We start from the raw sequence: 16937 nt of genomic DNA on the forward strand, positions 1-16937 counted from the left end.
AGGTTCGGCGGCAAAGCCGCCCTTGTCTCGTTTCGTTGCCGGGAAGGATCGACACACGCGGCAACCGCACGGTCCCGTCGTGTCCGTTGTGACCGCGTTGTGCTCGCCGTGATGAACCTTTCAGCCCGCGCCGGCTGAGCCGACGAACGGTCTAGCCCTCGGTCACCGGCTCCGGCCCCAGCAGCCGCCGGATCGCCGGCCAGACCTTGGCCATGGCCGAGAAGAAGCCGACCACCGTCGACACCCACTGGAACACCGACCAGACCCAGCCGAACAGGTCTCCGTCGCCCAGCGCCTGGCTGATCGGAAACAGCACCTGCGACACACCGATCTGGAAGGCGGCATAGGTCTCCGAATATTCGATCGACCGGTCGGCGAAGAAGGCCACGGCCACCGCCGCCGACACCGGCGCCCACAACAGCGGCAGCGCCAGCAGCACGGCCAGCAGCAGCAGCGCCAGCTTGGTCCCCAGGGTCTCCCCCGACAACAGGCCCAGCACCAGCCCGACCCCCAGCCCCAGCGCCACCCCGCCCAGCAGGACCGGCAGCACCGCATCGATCGCGACCATCAGGTCCGCGAACATCAGCCCGATCAGTATGGCGGCCCCGCTCAACAGAAAGCCGCCGACCCACAGGGCCGCATACTGGCCCAGTCGATGCTTCAGATAGCCCAGATTGAACACACCGCACCTCCGAACGCCCCCAGACGAAGGATGCCGCGCCCCGCCCCCGCTGTCCATTGGCGGAACGCGGGTTTGAGAAGGGACGGGGGATAAGGGATAAAGGCCGGGGCCCCCTCCGGCCTGCCCCCTCGCCCCTCGGAGCCAGCCATGCCCTTCCTCGACATCACGGTCATTCCGGTGCCCACGGCCAACAAGGCCGCCTATCTGGAGCACTCCCGCGAAACCACGCCCTTCTTCCGCGCGCACGGCGCCCTCGGCGTCACCGAATGCTGGGGCGAGGACGTCCCCGACGGCAAGGTCACCGACTTCAAACGCGCCGTCGCCCTCCAGGACGGCGAGACCGTCGCCGTCGGCTGGATCACCTGGCCCGACAAGGCCACGCGCGACACCGCTTGGGAAAAGCTGACGCAGGACGAACGCATCCTGGCCCTGCCCATGCCCTTCGACGGCACCCGCATGATCTTCGCCGGGTTCGAACTGGTGCAGGAGGGCTGACGCCCCCAGACCCGATCACGCGTCTCCTCCCCGCTCCGCGGGGAGGGGGACCGTCCGAAGCCAAAGGCGAAGGATGGTGGAGGGGCGCCAACCGTACACCCCTCACCCCTCATCCCCCGGCCCCACCGCCGGCAACCCCGCCCGCGCCCGGATCTGCCGCCGGTAGACCCCGTAATACATCGCCCGCACCTCATCGACGGGCAGGGGCCGGCCGTCGTCGTGCCAGTGGAAGGCGAGCCGGTGGGGGGCGTTGACCTGCATGTCGGCATGGTCCCGGGCGGCGGCCTCGGGCCCCAGATACTGCGCCCGCCAGGCATGGACGAAGCCGCTGTGCACCGCCGGCGCATGGGCCGCATCGGCCAGGATCCGGCGCGCCAAAGCATCCGCCTGGGCCTCGATCAGGTCCAGCATGTCGTTCCAGCCCTTCTTCGCCGCCGCCTCGCGCGCGGCGTCCTCTTCGGGGGTCAGGGGTTCGCGGGTCGGCATGCGCAAGGGCGTGTCTGCCGGATCGACGCCGATCACCCGCGCCATGGCCTCGGCGGCGCGGATCAGGGCGGTCGCGTCGGCGGCCCGTCCCTCGGTCATGGCCTTGGCAGCGTGGCCCAGCGCCGCCGTCATGGCCGCCTCGGGTGTGGCCGGGGCGGACGACCCGCCCTCGTCGCCGCTGCGCGCGATGGCCCGCGCATGGGCGACGTGGGTCCAGCCGCATCGCGAGGCGCGCTTGCGGATGGTGTTGATGGAGATGTTCAGCCGCCGCGAGATCGACTCGGCCGTCTCGCCGCCCAGATAGGCGTCACGCACCACGGCCCAGGTCTCGGCCGGAAAATTGCGACGGGTGCGGACGCCATCCTCTGTCATCCGGCCAGTCTGGACCGCCCCGGCGTCAGAATCGGACGTATGTCCCCCGCTGTCCCGCCTTGTCCCCGCAAGACCGGTACGAACCGGGACTCAGGCGGTACAGGAGCGGCGGGGACAAGGGGCGGGGCGAGTGGTTAGTGGCTAGTGGCTAGTGGCTAGTGGCCAGTGGTTGGTGATTGCCGCCTCGCGGGTGGCGGAAGGGCGGCGCAGGCAGCGCCTGTGCCCCGGCGGTGGCCAGCCACTAACCACTAACCACTAGCCACTCGCCACTCACCTCAACTATCCAGAAAGCTCCGCAGCTTCCGCGACCGCGACGGATGCTTCAGCCTCCACCGCCCTTGTCATCCCCGACGAAGCGAAGCGGAGATCGGGGACGGCATGCGCATCCCCCCTGACCCCTCCCGGACAGCCCGAAGGGCTGAGCCGGGAGCCGGGTGGCGGCGACGCAAATGTATGACGTCTGGCAGAGGCGTTCAGCCTCGGTCCCGCCTGTACGGGTGGCCGCTGGCTGTCGCCCGGCTCAGCCCTGAGGGCTGTCCGGGCGTGGCCAAAGAGGGGGACTCACTCCGTCCCCGATCTCCGCTTCGCTTCGTCGGGGATGACAAAAGGGCGATCTCCGCTTCGCTGTATCGGGGACGACCAGCCTCGAATACAATCTTGACGATTGTATGTTCGCCCGACAAAGTCGTGTCGTGATGGGAAAGACCGACCACAGCTACTGGGTCTATATTCTGGCCAGCGGACCCTGCGGCTGGCTCTACGTCGGGATGACCAACGATCTGGTCCGGCGGATTGAAGAACACAAGCATGGTCAGATCGACGGCTACAGTCGCGAGCGCGGGACTGACCAGTTGGTCTGGTACGAGCACCACCACTACGTCGATCAGGCCATCCTGAGGGAAAAGCGGATCAAGCGCTGGCTAAGGCCTTGGAAATTCGTCCTGATCGAAGAAGCCAATCCCCTCTGGACGGACCTGTATCCGGCCCTGCTGGCAGGAAGGGCCTCCTGACCAACCCACCAACTGACTTGATGACAAGCATCCCCAAGCCCCAAGCCCTAAGCCCTAATCCCTAGCTATCCAGGAAGCTCCGCAGCTTCCGCGACCGCGACGGATGCTTCAGCTTCCGCAGCGCCTTGGCCTCGATCTGGCGGATGCGTTCGCGGGTGACGCTGAACTGCTGGCCGACCTCTTCCAGGGTGTGGTCGGTGTTCATGCCGATGCCGAAGCGCATGCGCAGGACCCGCTCCTCGCGCGGGGTCAGGGAGGCCAGCACGCGGGTGGTGGTTTCCCGCAGGTTCGACTGGATGGCCGCATCGATGGGCAGGATGGCGTTCTTGTCCTCGATGAAGTCGCCCAGGTGGCTGTCTTCCTCGTCGCCGATCGGGGTCTCGAGGCTGATGGGTTCCTTGGCGATCTTCAGAACCTTGCGGACCTTTTCCAGCGGCATGGCCAGTTTTTCGGCCAGTTCTTCCGGGGTCGGCTCGCGGCCGATCTCGTGCAGCATCTGGCGTGATGTCCTCACGATCTTGTTGATCGTCTCGATCATATGGACCGGGATGCGGATGGTGCGGGCCTGGTCGGCGATCGAGCGGGTGATCGCCTGCCGGATCCACCAGGTCGCATAGGTGCTGAATTTATAGCCGCGGCGGTATTCGAATTTGTCGACCGCCTTCATCAGGCCGATATTGCCCTCCTGGATCAGGTCCAGGAACTGCAGGCCGCGGTTGGTGTATTTCTTGGCGATGGAGATGACGAGGCGCAGATTGGCCTCGACCATTTCCTTCTTGGCCTGACGGGCTTCGCGCTCGCCCTTCTGCACGGTCTGGACGATGCGGCGATAGTCGTCGATCGGCAGGCCGGCCTCGGTGGCCACGGCGGCGACGTCGCCGCGGATCTGGGCGATCTGGGCGGTTTCATTGTCGCTGAATTTGGTCCAGCGGACGCCCATCTCCTTGACCCGGTCGGCCCAGGTGGGGTCCAGCTCGGCGCCGAAATAGGATTTCAGGAACTCGGGGCGCGAGATGCCGTAGCTGTCGGCCAGGCGCAGCAGCCGGCCTTCCAGACCCATCAGCCGCTTGTTGATGGCGTAGAGCTGCTCGACCAGGGCCTCGATGCGGTGGTTGTTCAGCTTCATCGTCTTGAGCCGGCCGGAAATGCCCGCCGTCAGGGCGTCATAGGCCTTCTGGTCCTTGGCCGAGAGCTGTTCGCCCTTCAGCCGGCTTTCGACCAGCTTGTCCTGTAGTTTGCGGAAGGCGCCGAAGTCGGCGGCGACCGCGTCCAGCACCTCCATGACGCCGTCGCGCAGCTCGGCCTCGAGGGCCGAGATCGACATGCCGCCGCCGTCGTCGAAATCCTCGTCCTCCTCATCGTCCGTTTCCGGCTTGGGCTCGGCGCCCTCTTCCGGCTCGGCCGGCTCGACCACCGTCCCGGCGGGCGGCTGGTTGTGCGGCAGGGAGGACGGGTTGAGCACGCCGTAGGTGGCGTCCAGGTCGATGACCTCGCGCAGCAGGATGCGGTTGTTGGCCAGCTCGTCGCGCCAGACCATGATGGCCTCGAACGTCAGCGCGCTCTCGCACAGGCCCGAGATCATCGCATCCCGCCCGGCCTCGATCCGCTTGGCGATCGCAATCTCGCCCTCACGGCTCAACAGCTCAACCGAACCCATCTCCCGCAGATACATCCGCACGGGATCGTCGGTACGATCATAAGCAGCCTTGGCCGGAGTCTCGGAGACGCTGGTCTCGGCCCGCTCGGCGACCTCGCCGCCCTCCTTCTCTGTGGTCTCGGTGGCGTCTTCCTCGGCCTCGACGACGTTGACGCCCATCTCGGACAGCATCGCCAGCGTGTCCTCGATCGCGTCGGGGGTCACCTCTTCGGACGGCAGGACCTTGTTCAGGTCCTCCATCGTCACATAGCCCCTCGCCTTGGCCTGCTTGATAAACTTCTTCACACCGGCGTCGGTGAGGTCGAGCAGCGGACCGTCGCTCTGGGCTTCGGTTTCCTGCGTCTCGGTCTGGGCGCTCATGCAGTCTTTTCTCCGGGTGGAGCGGCTGATCAGGCCGTCCGCCAAATACAACGTGTGGCGGGTTCGTTGGTTACGAACCCGTGCTGTCTTCCCAGATCTCTCCGGTTTTGATCGCGCGACGCAAAGCATCCCGCTCGGCTTTAAGCCTGCGGAACGCCTCATCCTGGCCCGGCATGCCTGCCGCCGAGCTCAGTGCCTCTTCCAGCGCCGCCACGCGAGTTAGCGCGTCGAACGCCTGCGACCATCGGACCCTTGCTTCGGCGAGGGGCGCATTTGCGGCCAGGAAAGGCGCGCCGGACTTTGCCGCCGCCTTCTCGACCTCGCGCACTAAAGCATCGTGACCCGATTGCGCCAGATGGCGACGCAAGGCCGCCGAGTCAAGGTCCTGACCCGAGAAGCGCAACCGGACCATCTCCTGCGCCAAGCCGTCGAGCGACGCATCCCCGAACCCGTGCGATGAAATGGCCTCGAGATGGTCATCCATCCGCTCCGGATCGTCGATGGCTCCATGGGCCAGCGCGGCAGCGACCGGCTCGATCGAACGGCTCAGCGACTGCATCGCCTGGGCCCCTTCGGCAGTCTGGCCCAGTTTGGGCGGAGGTCCGGGTCGCCAGCGGCCGCCGGGCCCCGTCGCCGCCTGGCCTTGCGGGGCGCGACGCGCCAGGAAAAGGGCGTCGAAGCGGTCGAACAGTTCGCGGCGATACTGTTCCGCCAGATCCTTGTCCTGAATGGCCGAGGCGGCCTGGCGCAGGCGACCCTTCAGCCCCGCGCGGCGCTCGGGCGAGTCGAGCGGTTCAACCTCGGCCTCCTTGCCGAACAGCACCTCGGCAAACGGGCGGGTCGCGGCCATGGCCTGACGCAGCGCGGGCGCGCCTTTGTCGCGCAGGATGTCGTCCGGGTCCTGACCGCCCTCCAGCAGGGCGAAGCGGAACGAGCGCCCCGACTTCAGTTGCGGCAGGGCCCGATCAATGGCGCGGTAAGCCGCACGGCGTCCCGCCGCATCGCCGTCGAAACACAGGATCGGCTCGTGCGACACCCGCCAGAGCCGCTCCATCTGCTCCTCGGTCAGGGCCGTGCCCATGGGTGCCACAGCGGGGATGCCGGCGCGATGGCAGGCGATGACATCCATATAGCCTTCGACCACGACAATGGCCTGATCGCTCTTTGACTCGGCCCCGAGGATGCGGCGCGCTTCCGGCAGACCGTAAAGGGTCGAGCCCTTGTGAAAGAGCGGGCTCTCGGGCCCGTTCAGATATTTTGCACGGTCATCGGGGTTCATGGCCCGCCCGCCGAAGCTGACGATCCGCCCGCGGGCGTCGAGGATGGGGAACATCAACCGGTCGCGGAACCGGTCATAGGGCTGGCCGCCGCCCTCGGGGGCGATCAGCATGCCCGCCTCGACCAGATCGCCCGGCCTGGCCCCTCGCTGAACGAGCGCCGCCTTAAGGCCCTCGCGGTCATTCGGCGCATAGCCGAGACCGAACCGCTCCCACTGGTCTTCGGGCAGACCGCGCTTTTCCAAATATTCGCGCGCGGTCTTGCCCGGCGACCGGCGCAGATTGGCCGCGAACCACTTCTGGGCCAAATCCATCCAGTCGGTCAGCCCTTGCTTCTTCGCCTCACGCTCCGCTGCCTGCGGGTCCTCGGCCGGCAAGGCCATGCCCGCCTCCCCGGCCAGTCGCTGCACCGCCTCGACGAAGCTGAGCCGTTCGGTCTCTTGCAGAAAGCTGATGACGTCGCCGTGCTTGCCGGACGAGAAGTCGTGGAAGAAGCCCTTGTCGTCATTGACGAAGAAGGAGGGTGACTTCTCCTTGGTGAAGGGAGACAGGCCGACATATTCTCGGCCCTGACGCTTGAGCTTCACCGTCCGTCCGATGATATCGGACGGCCGAAGGCGAGCCTTCAGTTCTTCAAGGAAGCGATCATCGAAGCGCACCTGCGCCTTATAGCGCGCGACTCACCGGTTTGGGTGGCTTTACCTTTCATTAACCAGAGAGGCCAAATCGAGACAGTAAATGCCTGAATATGCACATAGTTTTCCTGCATCAGGCAGAACTGTCCACAGGCTTGTGGATTAAGAATCCGGCCGTCCTGGAAGCGGACTGTGACAGGCGGACCCGCAGCGAAGACTGCAGTCCCGTACGAGTAAGAAAGCCGCCCCATGTTCATGACCATCGCCCAACCGGCGGTGGAGCCCCAAGGCCCCGACAGCGTCGCCGTCCCCGGTTCCCCGCCGATCCCCGCACTGTCACCCCGCGCCCTGCACGCGCGCCTGCTCGACAATGCGGCCCTGCGGCGGATGCGCGGTGCCGAGCGATTGAGGAGCAACCGGCGGGATGACGCCGACTACTGGCTGCACGCGGCACCAGTCGCTGTCCGCAAGGCCTGTTCCCTTCGGGCAGAGAACAGCTTAGCGCCGCTTCCCTGACAGGGAGCTCGCTACCGCCAGCCCGTGCCAGTAAGGGCACCCTGGCGGCCGACCTCATGAACGGCGCTCATGGACTCCACGCTGAAATCCAGCGCCGACGCTCCGGAGTCATCCGGCAGGGCAGCGTAACGGAAACACAGGCCATTGCGATCAGCGAAGGCGCGATTGCCGGCCAGGGTCGTCAGGATACGGACCGCCATGTCCCACAAGAGCATGACCCGGAGCACAGACCCATGACGGTCCCGGGCAAGCCCCGAACACCCCGTCGTAGCAGCGGCTTGACTAACGGCGCGGCTTGAAAATGAAGTTGAAGATGTAGGTAGGGGTCTCGACCGCGTCCCGATGGTCCACCTGCGGGTCGAACTCAACGATGGGCCGCTGGGCACCGTTCTTGAAGAAGAAGGCGTCATAGCCCAGCGCCTCGACCTCGGCGATGGAGGCCTCGATGGACCGGTGCGAGTGCCGTTCTTCCAGCTCGACCAGCAGCGTCGGCCGGTCGCGCGCGATCAGGCCGGCGGCCCCTGCAATCACAGCCGGCTCATGACCCTCGACATCGATCTTGATGAAGCCGACGGGTTCAAGGTCCAGTTCGTCAAGGCGGGCCGTGGCGACCTCGACCACGCCGAACTCCATGGCACCGGCCCAGTTGGTCTCCAGCGAGGCGTGCTGGTTTGAAAAGCCCCGCGCCGACCGCGGGACCTTCAGGCTGGCCATGCCGGTGCGGTCTGAAAGCGCGATCTGCCGGGCCTCGGCATTCGAGGGGCGCGCCGCATCCAGAATGGCGAACATCTTGGGATTGGGCTCGAAGGCATAGACCCTGGGGCAGAGCGCGGCTATCTGATGGGTCCAGACCCCGCGATTGGCACCCACATCCACGGCCGCCCGTTTCGGATCGACCAGGTCGGGCAGCAGCCGCAGCTCAGGCTCGCCCTTTCGAAGCTCCCGCGCGATGACCCGCTTCAACTCCTGCCGCGGGTTGAATACAGCCCGCTTGATTCTTTCACTGAAGGTGGTCGGCGGGATCCAGCTCAAGGCCGAACCGCCATCGAATCCGCGAACCGCTGGAATAGATAAAGACTGTCGGTTGGCCCCGGCGAGGCCTCCGGGTGATGCTGGACGCTGAACACAGGGCGACCGGTCAGGGCGATGCCGCAGTTGGTGCCGTCGAAGAGGCTGACGTGGGTTTCGCTGACGGCCTCGGGCAGGCTGTCGCGGTCGACGGTAAAGCCGTGGTTCATCGACACGATCTCGACCTTGCCGGTGGTCAGGTCCTTGACCGGATGGTTGGCCCCGTGGTGGCCCTGGTCCATCTTGACCGTCTTCGCCCCCAGCGCCAGCGCCAGCATCTGGTGGCCGAGGCAGATGCCGAAGAGGGGCATGCCGCTGTCGACCAGTTTGCGGATTTCGGGCACCGCATAGACGCCGGTCGCCGCCGGATCGCCCGGACCGTTCGACAGGACGACGCCGTCCGGCCTGCGCGCCAGAATGGCCTCGGCCGTCGTATCGGCCGGCACCACGGTGATCTTCGCGCCCGTCGAGGCCAGGGCCCGCAGGATGTTGCGCTTCACCCCATAATCGATGACGACCACAGACCTGTCGGCAGCGTTCACGCGCGGATAGCCTTCCGGCCAGTCCCACAGCCCCTCGTCCCAGTCGAACGACTGCCGCGTCGAGGCGTCCTTCGCCAGATCAAGCCCGACCAGCCCTGTCCAGGCCTTCGCCTGTGCCACCAGCGCCTCGAGGTCGAACTGTCCGGACGGGTCGTGGGCGATCACGGCATGGGGCGCGCCCATGTCGCGGATGCGGGCGGTCAGGGCGCGGGTGTCGATCCCGGAAAGGCCAACGACGCCACGCCGTTTCATCCAGTCGTCGAAATCGCTCCCGCTGCGCCAGTTGGCCGGGTCCGTCGGGGCATCGCGGAAGATCGCCCCGCGGGCCGAGGTGTCCGAGCCGCCGCCGATCTGTTCAATGTCCTCGACATTGGTCCCCGTGTTCCCGACGTGCGGGAAGGTGAAGGCCAGGATCTGGCTCATATAGGAGGGGTCGGTCAGGATTTCCTGATAGCCGGTCATGGCGGTGTTGAAGACCACCTCGCCCAGGGCGGAGCCTGTCGCGCCGCAGCCGAGACCCTGCAGGATGGTTCCGTCCGCGAGCGCAAGCACGCCGGTGACGCCGGGGAGGAGTGTCGTGGTCATGGGGCGCTCTCTATCACCGAATCCCGGCGAGCAAACGGCGCGTTTGCTAGTGAGCCCCCGTCGTCGGGTCAACCGGCATCGTCGCACCGCCCGGCTTGAAGGCGAACCAGGCCCCGGTCGTCACCCCGAAGAAGATCGCTGTCGGCAGGATATAGCCGGGTGCTGCGGCCACCACCGCCGCTGTCGTGAACACCAGACCCAGCGCCGCGATGAACCGGGCCCGGGTCCAGCGCGCCAGCCGGAACAGGGAGGCGGAGCACAGGCCGTAGACCACAAGGCTCAACACCGAGGTCACGCCGACCAGCATGCCGAACTGCCCGCCAAGGGTGGGCTGACCCGAGATGACCGCAACCACGCTCATGATCGCCCCGCCCAGCAGGGGGTTGGCCACCGGCGTTCGCTCGCCGGCGCCGAAACCTGAGGGCAGATAGCCGGATCGGGCGGCGGCCCTCGCCGTCTCCCCGCCCAGCATGACCCAGCCGCTCAGCGTCCCGACGGCCTTGATCACGGCACAGGCCGCGACCGCCGCCCCGATCGAGGCCCCGAACACCCGCGCCGTCAGATCGGCATAGGGGCTGGACGATTCGACCAGCACGCCCGCCGGGATCACGCCGAACACCGCCACGCTCGCCGCGACATAGATGGCCGAGGCCAGCAGAACCCCGGCGATCGAGGCCCGGCCGACGTCGCGCGCCGGATTGCGGACCCGGGCCGACAGGACCGCCGCCGTCTCCACGCCGAGGAAGGCCCAGAAGATCAGGGCCAGCGAGGCGGGCACGCTTTCGGCCAGACTCTTCCCTGACGGGCTCCACGAGGCCGCGAAGGTCTCCCCGTTGAAGGCCGAGATGCCGGCGGCCACGGCGATGACGAGGGGGACAAGGCCGATCACCAGGGCCAGGGCGGCGAACCGCGAGGCCGCGCGGGCTCCGAGGATATAGGCTCCCGTCGTCAACCAGATCAGGCCGAGGTTGCAGAAGGTGGCGGCGACCGGTTCCTTCAGCGCCGGGAAGAAGAAGCCGAGATAGCCTGTCGCCGCCACCGCAATGGCGACATTGCCGACAAGGCAGGCGGTCCAGAAGGCCAGGGCCGTCTGAAAGCCGAAGAACCGCCCCAGTCCCCGCTCGGCGAAACCGGAAAGGCCGTCTGCGTCCGGCTGCAACCGGCCGAGGGCTGCGAAGACCAGGGCCAGGGTCACGGCACCCAGAGCGGCGACGCCCCAGCCGACCACGCTCGACGACCCGACCGGTGCCAGGGTGGCAGGCAGCAGATAGACCCCCGAGCCGATCATGTTCCCCGCCACCACGAGGGCGGCGAGACCCCAGCCCAGCTTGTGACGGTCTTCGATGATGTCGGTCATGGATGAACCTCCGCGATCCGGGACTGGAACCAGGCCAGGGCGATCTCATGGTGGGGGCTGAGCACGCCGCGGTCATAGGCACCGGCCGACAGGTTGCGCTGCACCGCCTCGCAGATGGCGGCGTCCTCGGCGGTCAGGCGGTCCGAGGCGGTCAGGGCCTCGCCCAGCGCGCCCTCGCCGCCGTCATTGAGGAACAGATAGTCCAGCCGCGTCCGGCCCGGCCCGACCGGCGTCATCCGCTCGATCATGGCCCCGTCGCGATAGACGTTGATCCCGAGATTGGGCCACAGCCAGCCCCAGACGCCAGCCTGCGGCCCGTCATTGACCCCGACCGCCTCCTGCAGGACCAAATCGCCCTCGACCCGCACCCGGTACTCTGCCCCGCCCAGTTCGTCGGCGAGCACCGGGTGGACCGAACCGATGTGGTATCCCTCGAGATAGTTCTCGGCATAGGTCTTCCAGTCGCAGGCCAGATCGTGCGAGCGGCGCAGGGCGGGCGCGGCGATCTCCAGCCCTCGCCCGGCCAGAAGGGCCTCCAGTGGCGCGACATGGTCCGCCAGCGGCGCGGCTTCGGCGTCCATCGTGGCGAAGACCAGACCGCGCCAGGTCTCCAGCCGCAGGGCCAGCAGACCGAATTCGCGCGGATCGAACCCGTCCGCTGCTCCGAATCCCGTCGCCGCCCGCAACCGCCCGTCCAGTGCATAACGCCAGCCATGATAGGCGCAGACCAGCTCGCGCTCGCAACGCCCGCTGGCCCCGGTGACCAGGGGCCCGGCCCGGTGGCGGCAGACATTGTGAAAGGCGCGCAAGACGCCGTCCTTCCCCCGAACCGCCAGCAGCTGGTGACCGGCGACGTCCGTAGCGATCCAGTCGCCGGTCGCCGGGGCCTCGGCATCGTGACCGAGAAACAACCAGGCCCGACCGAACACGGCTGATCGCTCGCGTGCCCAGGCATCGGGACAGCCGTAGAGTCGGGCGGAGAGCGTAGCCTGCATGGGGCGATCAAGGCCCCGCCCGGCGCGCGCCGTCAACCGGTGAGATCGGGCCCGCCCGACTGGACGGGTCAGGACTCCGCTTGCCTGATCTGCAGAGGATGGGCCAAGACGCGGAGATGAGCATCACCACGGTCGGCCTCGATGCCGACGACACCCTCTGGCACAACGAGACCATCTTTCGCCTGACCCAGGCGCGGTTCCTCGACCTGCTGACCGACCACGACAACGAGGCCATCGCCGCGCGCCTGGCTGAGGTCGAGCGCCGCAACCTTCGCCTCTACGGCTATGGCGTGAAGGGCTTCACCCTCTCGATGATCGAGACCGCCATGGAGCTGTGCGACGGCGATCCGCCACCGCGCGCCATCCGCGAAATCCTCGCGGCAGGCCGTGAGATGCTGGCCCATCCGGTCGAGACCCTGCCCGGCGTCGATGAGGCCCTGGCCGCCCTGTCGGAGCGGTATCGGCTGGTGCTGATCACCAAGGGCGACCTGCTGGACCAGGAACGAAAACTGGCCGCCTCCGGTCTCGGCGACCTGTTCGCGGCGGTCGAAATCGTCTCGGAGAAGGATCGCGGAACCTATGACCGCGTCTTCGCCCGGCACGGCACGGGGCCCGAAGAGGCCGTCATGGCCGGCAACTCCATGAAGTCGGACGTCCTGCCTGCCCTCGCGGCCGGGGCCTTCGCCGTCCACATCCCCTATGTCGTCACCTGGGCGCATGAGCTGGCCGATGCCCCGGAGGGGCATGCACGATACGGGGCGCTGGAGCGCATAGCCGAACTTCCGGCGTGGATTGAGGCGCGGACGGACGGATAACCGCTTGCCCCTCCGCCCGCCCGTCTCTAGACGAAGCGCTTAACCGACAACCCGACCGACCCGCACGGCGTCACAGCCGCTGGCGGGCTCGCGCGCGCAGGGAGCGTGACAGCCCGTGCTTGAAGATGAGGTCCCGCATGAAGAGCGCGACGCCATGATTCGGGCGACGCTGGCCGAGCACGGCGACTCGGGCGTGACCCCGCGGCACACGCTGTTCTACTTCTATGGGGACGGGGATCACGAGGACCTGAACGAGGTGGCGCGGCGCGCCGGTTTCCTGACCCGGGGCCAGGACGACTGCACCATCCTCGAGACGACCATGTCCGTGGACGAGGCGTCCTTCACCCCGGTCTCTTCCATGATGCAATCCTGGGCCGCGGCCTTCCAGCTGGATTATGACGGCTGGGAGTGCGCGGTTTTGACGAACTGAAAGCCCTGTAAAAACAATGCCCAAGCGCACAGATATCAAATCTATCCTGATCATTGGGGCGGGGCCCATTGTGATCGGACAGGCGTGCGAGTTTGACTATTCCGGCGTTCAGGCGTGCAAGGCGCTGAAGGCCGAGGGATATAGGGTCGTGTTGGTTAACTCCAATCCGGCCACCATCATGACCGACCCGGAGGTGGCCGATGCCACCTATATCGAGCCGATCACCCCGGCCTTCGTCGAGCGGATCATCGCCAAGGAGCGGCCCGACGCCCTGCTGCCGACCATGGGCGGCCAGACGGCGCTGAACACGGCCCTGGCGCTGGACGCCTCGGGTGCGCTCAAGAAATGGGGCGTGGAGATGATCGGGGCCAAGGCCGACGTCATCGACAAGGCCGAGGACCGCCAGAAATTCCGCGACGCCATGGACAAGCTGGGCCTCGAGAGCCCGCGCTCCAAGGCCATCCACCACATCGACGAGGCCGATGACGCCCTGGCCTTCGTCGGCCTGCCCGCCATCGTCCGCCCGTCCTTTACCCTGGCCGGCACCGGCGGCGGCATCGCCTACAATCGCGAGGAATACTACGAGATCGTCGAGCGCGGCCTCGACCTGTCGCCGACCACCGAGGTGCTGGTCGAGGAAAGCGTCCTGGGCTGGAAGGAGTATGAGATGGAGGTCGTCCGCGACAAGGCGGACAACTGCATCATCATCTGCTCCATCGAAAACATCGACCCGATGGGAGTCCACACGGGCGACTCCATCACCGTCGCCCCGGCCCTGACGCTGACGGACAAGGAGTACCAGCGGATGCGCACGGGCTCGATCAACGTCCTGCGCGAGATCGGTGTCGAGACGGGCGGATCGAACGTCCAGTGGGCCATCAATCCCGCCGACGGCCGGATGGTGGTGATCGAGATGAACCCGCGGGTGTCGCGGTCCTCGGCCCTCGCTTCCAAGGCCACCGGCTTCCCGATCGCCAAGGTCGCGGCGCGTCTGGCGGTCGGCTACACGCTCGATGAACTGACCAATGACATCACCATGGTCACGCCGGCCTCGTTCGAGCCGAGCATCGACTATGTCGTCACCAAGATCCCGCGCTTCGCCTTCGAGAAATACCCCGGTGCCGAGGCGACCCTGTCGACCTCGATGAAGTCAGTGGGCGAGGTCATGGCCATCGGCCGGACCTTCCAGGAATCGATGCAGAAGGCCCTGCGCGGCCTCGAGACCGGCCTGACCGGCTTCAACGAGATCGAGATCGACGGCGTGGTCGACGTCGAGGACGAGGCCGGTGCCCGCGCCGCCGTGGTGCGCGCCCTCGGCCAGCCGACGCCCGACCGCATCCTCGTCATCGCCCAGGCCTTCCGCCACGGCCTGTCGGTCGAGGAGGTCAATGCCGCCTGTTCCTATGAGCCCTGGTTCCTGCGCCAGATCGCCGACATCGTGCGGGAAGAGGGGCATCTTCGGGTCAAGGGATTGCCCGGGGCCGACCTCCTCAAAGCCCTCCCCCTCGACGGGGGAGGGTTGGGTGGGGGTGGTCGCACCTTGCGTCCGGATGGGACGCATGAGGCCTCGTCGACAGCGCCTTACGCGCGCGCCGCATCCGGCACCCTGCCTCCACCCCATCCCCAACCCTTCCCCGTCGAGGGGAAGGGAGTCATTGAGGCCGCTCGCGAGTTCCGTCGGTTGAAGTCAAAGGGCTTTTCGGACGCCCGCCTGGCTCAGCTCGCAGGAACGACCGAGGCACAGGTGCGCCGCCTGCGCCGCGGCCTCAATGTCCGCCCGGCGTTCAAGCGCATCGACACCTGCGCCGCCGAGTTCGCCTCGGCCACAGCCTATATGTATTCGACCTATGAAACCGGGGCCCTGGGCCAGGTTCCGCAGTGCGAGTCCAACCCCTCGGACCGGAAGAAGGCCATCATTCTGGGCGGCGGTCCCAACCGCATCGGGCAAGGCATAGAGTTCGATTACTGCTGCTGCCACGCGGCCTTTGCCTTCGCCGATATCGGCGTCGAGTCGATCATGGTCAACTGCAACCCCGAGACCGTCTCGACCGACTATGACACCTCCGACCGCCTGTATTTCGAGCCGCTGACGGCCGAGGATGTGCTGGAGCTGATCGAGGTCGAGCGGTCGGCCGGCAACCTGATCGGCGTCGTCGTCCAGTTCGGCGGCCAGACGCCGCTGAAGCTGGCCCATGCCCTGCACGAGGACGGCGTGCCGATCCTCGGCACCTCGCTGGACTCCATCGACCTGGCCGAGGACCGCGAGCGCTTCCAGGCCATGCTGCATGACATCGGCCTGATGCAGCCGCCCAACGGCCTGGCCCGCTCGGCCCGGGAAGCCGCCGACAAGGCGGATGAGGTCGGCTATCCCGTCGTCCTGCGCCCCTCATACGTGCTGGGCGGGCGCGGCATGGTCATCGTCCACGACCGCGAACAGCTGGACCGCTATGTCGGCGAGGCCATGCGGGTCTCGGGCGACGACCCGGTCCTGATCGACCACTATCTGAACCGCGCCACCGAGGTGGACGTCGACGCCCTGTGCGATGACGAGACGGTCTTCGTGGCCGGGGTGCTGGAGCATATCGAGGAAGCCGGCGTCCACTCGGGCGACAGCGCCTGTTCCATGCCGCCCTTCTCCCTGTCGGCGGAGATCGTCGCCGAGCTGAAGCGCCAGACCGAGGCCATGGCCCGGGCCCTGAAGGTGCGCGGCCTGATGAACGTCCAGTTCGCCATCGAGGAGCCGCACAGCGAAAACCCCCGCATCTTCGTGCTGGAGGTCAATCCGCGCGCGTCCCGCACGGCCCCCTTCGTGGCCAAGACCATCGGCCAGCCGATCGCCGCCATCGCCGCCAAGGTCATGGCCGGCGTGCCGCTGAAATCCTTCGGCCTGACGGACCGGCCCTATGACCATATCGCGGTCAAAGAAGCCGTCTTCCCCTTCGCCCGCTTCGCCGGGGTCGACACCATCCTGGGGCCCGAGATGCGCTCGACCGGCGAGGTCATGGGGCTGGACTGGAAACGCGAGGGCGAGGCCGACATGGCCCCCGCCTTCGCCCGCGCCTTCGCCAAATCCCAGATCGGCGGCGGCACCACCCTGCCGGTCAAGGGCTGCGCCTTCGTCAGCGTCAAGGACGGCGACAAACCCTTCATCGTCGAGGCGGTGAAGACCCTGATCGCCGAGGGTTTCTCCATCATCGCGACGGGCGGAACCCATACCTGGCTGACCGAACAGGGCCTGGCCGTGGGCCACGTCAAGAAGGTGCTGGAGGGCCGTCCCAACATCGTCGACGCCATGAAAAACGGCGGCGTCCAGCTGGTCTTCAACACCACCGAGGGCAAACAGGCGCTGCTGGACAGCTTCTCCTTACGCCGCACCGCCCTGATGATGAAGATACCCTATTACACCACGACGGCGGGGGCCCTTGCGGCCGCCCAGGCCATCGGGGCGATCAAGGCCGGTGAACTGGATGTGCGACCGATCCAGGACTATGCCCACGACTGACCCGTTGGTGACGATTTCGACCAGTGTCGGGTCCCGCAAACACGCCGTGGACCCGACAGGTCGGCCAGTCATTTGAGGGACAATGCGGCGGGATAGCGAGGACAATCCGGTAGAATAACGGGGACAATAGCGGGACTCTTGAAGGACAATCCC

General features: G+C 67.0%; 15 protein-coding genes. 6 read left to right on the top strand and 9 right to left on the bottom strand.

The window, feature by feature from the left end; all coding sequences use genetic code 11:
• Positions 1–151 precede the first annotated feature (151 nt).
• Positions 152–682 (bottom strand): hypothetical protein, encoded by a 531-nt coding sequence (locus Q0053_RS03335; protein WP_298095994.1) that lies wholly within the window; start codon positions 680–682, stop codon positions 152–154.
• Between the two features lie 147 nt (positions 683–829).
• Between Q0053_RS03335 and Q0053_RS03340 the strand changes: the two genes are divergently transcribed.
• Positions 830–1177 carry a DUF1428 domain-containing protein gene (locus Q0053_RS03340; protein WP_298095997.1) on the top strand — a complete coding sequence of 116 codons (348 nt, stop codon included), beginning with the start codon at positions 830–832 and terminating at the stop codon, positions 1175–1177.
• 102 nt (positions 1178–1279) lie between these two features.
• Here Q0053_RS03340 and Q0053_RS03345 read toward each other — a convergent pair whose 3' ends face one another.
• Complete coding sequence (locus Q0053_RS03345; protein ID WP_298096000.1) at positions 1280–2035, bottom strand: hypothetical protein; 756 nt, start codon at positions 2033–2035, stop codon at positions 1280–1282.
• Positions 2036–2730: 695 nt separating this feature from the next.
• Here Q0053_RS03345 and Q0053_RS03350 point away from each other — a divergent pair.
• Positions 2731–3045, top strand: coding sequence for a GIY-YIG nuclease family protein (locus Q0053_RS03350; protein ID WP_298096003.1), 315 nt, complete (start codon positions 2731–2733; stop codon positions 3043–3045).
• 61 nt (positions 3046–3106) lie between these two features.
• On the opposite strand, the gene rpoD is transcribed toward Q0053_RS03350, so the two are convergent.
• Both rpoD and dnaG read right to left on the bottom strand, forming a co-directional pair.
• A complete protein-coding gene (gene rpoD, locus Q0053_RS03355; RefSeq protein WP_298096005.1) occupies positions 3107–5062 on the bottom strand; it encodes an RNA polymerase sigma factor RpoD in 1956 nt (651 codons plus the stop codon).
• Between the two features lie 70 nt (positions 5063–5132).
• Positions 5133–6998, bottom strand: a complete 1866-nt coding sequence (gene dnaG / locus Q0053_RS03360; RefSeq protein WP_298096007.1) for a DNA primase — start codon at positions 6996–6998, stop codon at positions 5133–5135.
• 225 nt (positions 6999–7223) lie between these two features.
• Between dnaG and Q0053_RS03365 the strand changes: the two genes are divergently transcribed.
• On the top strand, positions 7224–7490 hold the full coding sequence (locus Q0053_RS03365; protein ID WP_298096010.1) for a hypothetical protein: 267 nt from the start codon (positions 7224–7226) through the stop codon (positions 7488–7490).
• Positions 7491–7501: 11 nt separating this feature from the next.
• On the opposite strand, the gene Q0053_RS03370 is transcribed toward Q0053_RS03365, so the two are convergent.
• The 5 genes from Q0053_RS03370 to Q0053_RS03390 all read right to left on the bottom strand — a co-directional run bounded on the left by Q0053_RS03370 (position 7502) and on the right by Q0053_RS03390 (position 12037).
• Positions 7502–7690, bottom strand: a complete 189-nt coding sequence (locus tag Q0053_RS03370; protein WP_298096014.1) for a hypothetical protein — start codon at positions 7688–7690, stop codon at positions 7502–7504.
• 82 nt (positions 7691–7772) lie between these two features.
• Positions 7773–8522: an FkbM family methyltransferase gene (locus Q0053_RS03375; protein ID WP_298096016.1), complete on the bottom strand. Its 750-nt coding sequence runs from the start codon at positions 8520–8522 to the stop codon at positions 7773–7775.
• Positions 8519–9685, bottom strand: a complete 1167-nt coding sequence (gene carA, locus Q0053_RS03380; protein ID WP_298096019.1) for a glutamine-hydrolyzing carbamoyl-phosphate synthase small subunit — start codon at positions 9683–9685, stop codon at positions 8519–8521. Before carA ends, Q0053_RS03375 begins: the two co-directional genes overlap by 4 nt.
• 46 nt (positions 9686–9731) lie before the next feature.
• On the bottom strand, positions 9732–11042 hold the full coding sequence (locus Q0053_RS03385) for an amino acid permease (protein WP_298096022.1): 1311 nt from the start codon (positions 11040–11042) through the stop codon (positions 9732–9734).
• A complete protein-coding gene (locus tag Q0053_RS03390; RefSeq protein WP_298096024.1) occupies positions 11039–12037 on the bottom strand; it encodes an aromatic ring-hydroxylating dioxygenase subunit alpha in 999 nt (332 codons plus the stop codon). The genes Q0053_RS03385 and Q0053_RS03390 overlap by 4 nt, the downstream gene beginning before the upstream one ends.
• A gap of 116 nt (positions 12038–12153) precedes the next feature.
• Here Q0053_RS03390 and Q0053_RS03395 point away from each other — a divergent pair, with 116 nt between their 5' ends.
• The 3 genes from Q0053_RS03395 to carB all read left to right on the top strand — a co-directional run bounded on the left by Q0053_RS03395 (position 12154) and on the right by carB (position 16784).
• Positions 12154–12852 carry an HAD family hydrolase gene (locus tag Q0053_RS03395; protein ID WP_298096026.1) on the top strand — a complete coding sequence of 233 codons (699 nt, stop codon included), beginning with the start codon at positions 12154–12156 and terminating at the stop codon, positions 12850–12852.
• A 115-nt stretch (positions 12853–12967) separates the two neighbouring features.
• Positions 12968–13282 (top strand): ribonuclease E inhibitor RraB, encoded by a 315-nt coding sequence (locus tag Q0053_RS03400; protein ID WP_298096030.1) that lies wholly within the window; start codon positions 12968–12970, stop codon positions 13280–13282.
• Positions 13283–13298: 16 nt separating this feature from the next.
• The gene (gene carB / locus Q0053_RS03405; RefSeq protein ID WP_298096033.1) at positions 13299–16784 is read left to right on the top strand and encodes a carbamoyl-phosphate synthase large subunit; all 3486 of its coding nucleotides are present in this window, start codon (positions 13299–13301) and stop codon (positions 16782–16784) included.
• Positions 16785–16937 lie beyond the last annotated feature (153 nt).

This window comes from Brevundimonas sp., from assembly GCF_027487935.1.
Lineage (GTDB): Bacteria > Pseudomonadota > Alphaproteobacteria > Caulobacterales > Caulobacteraceae > Brevundimonas.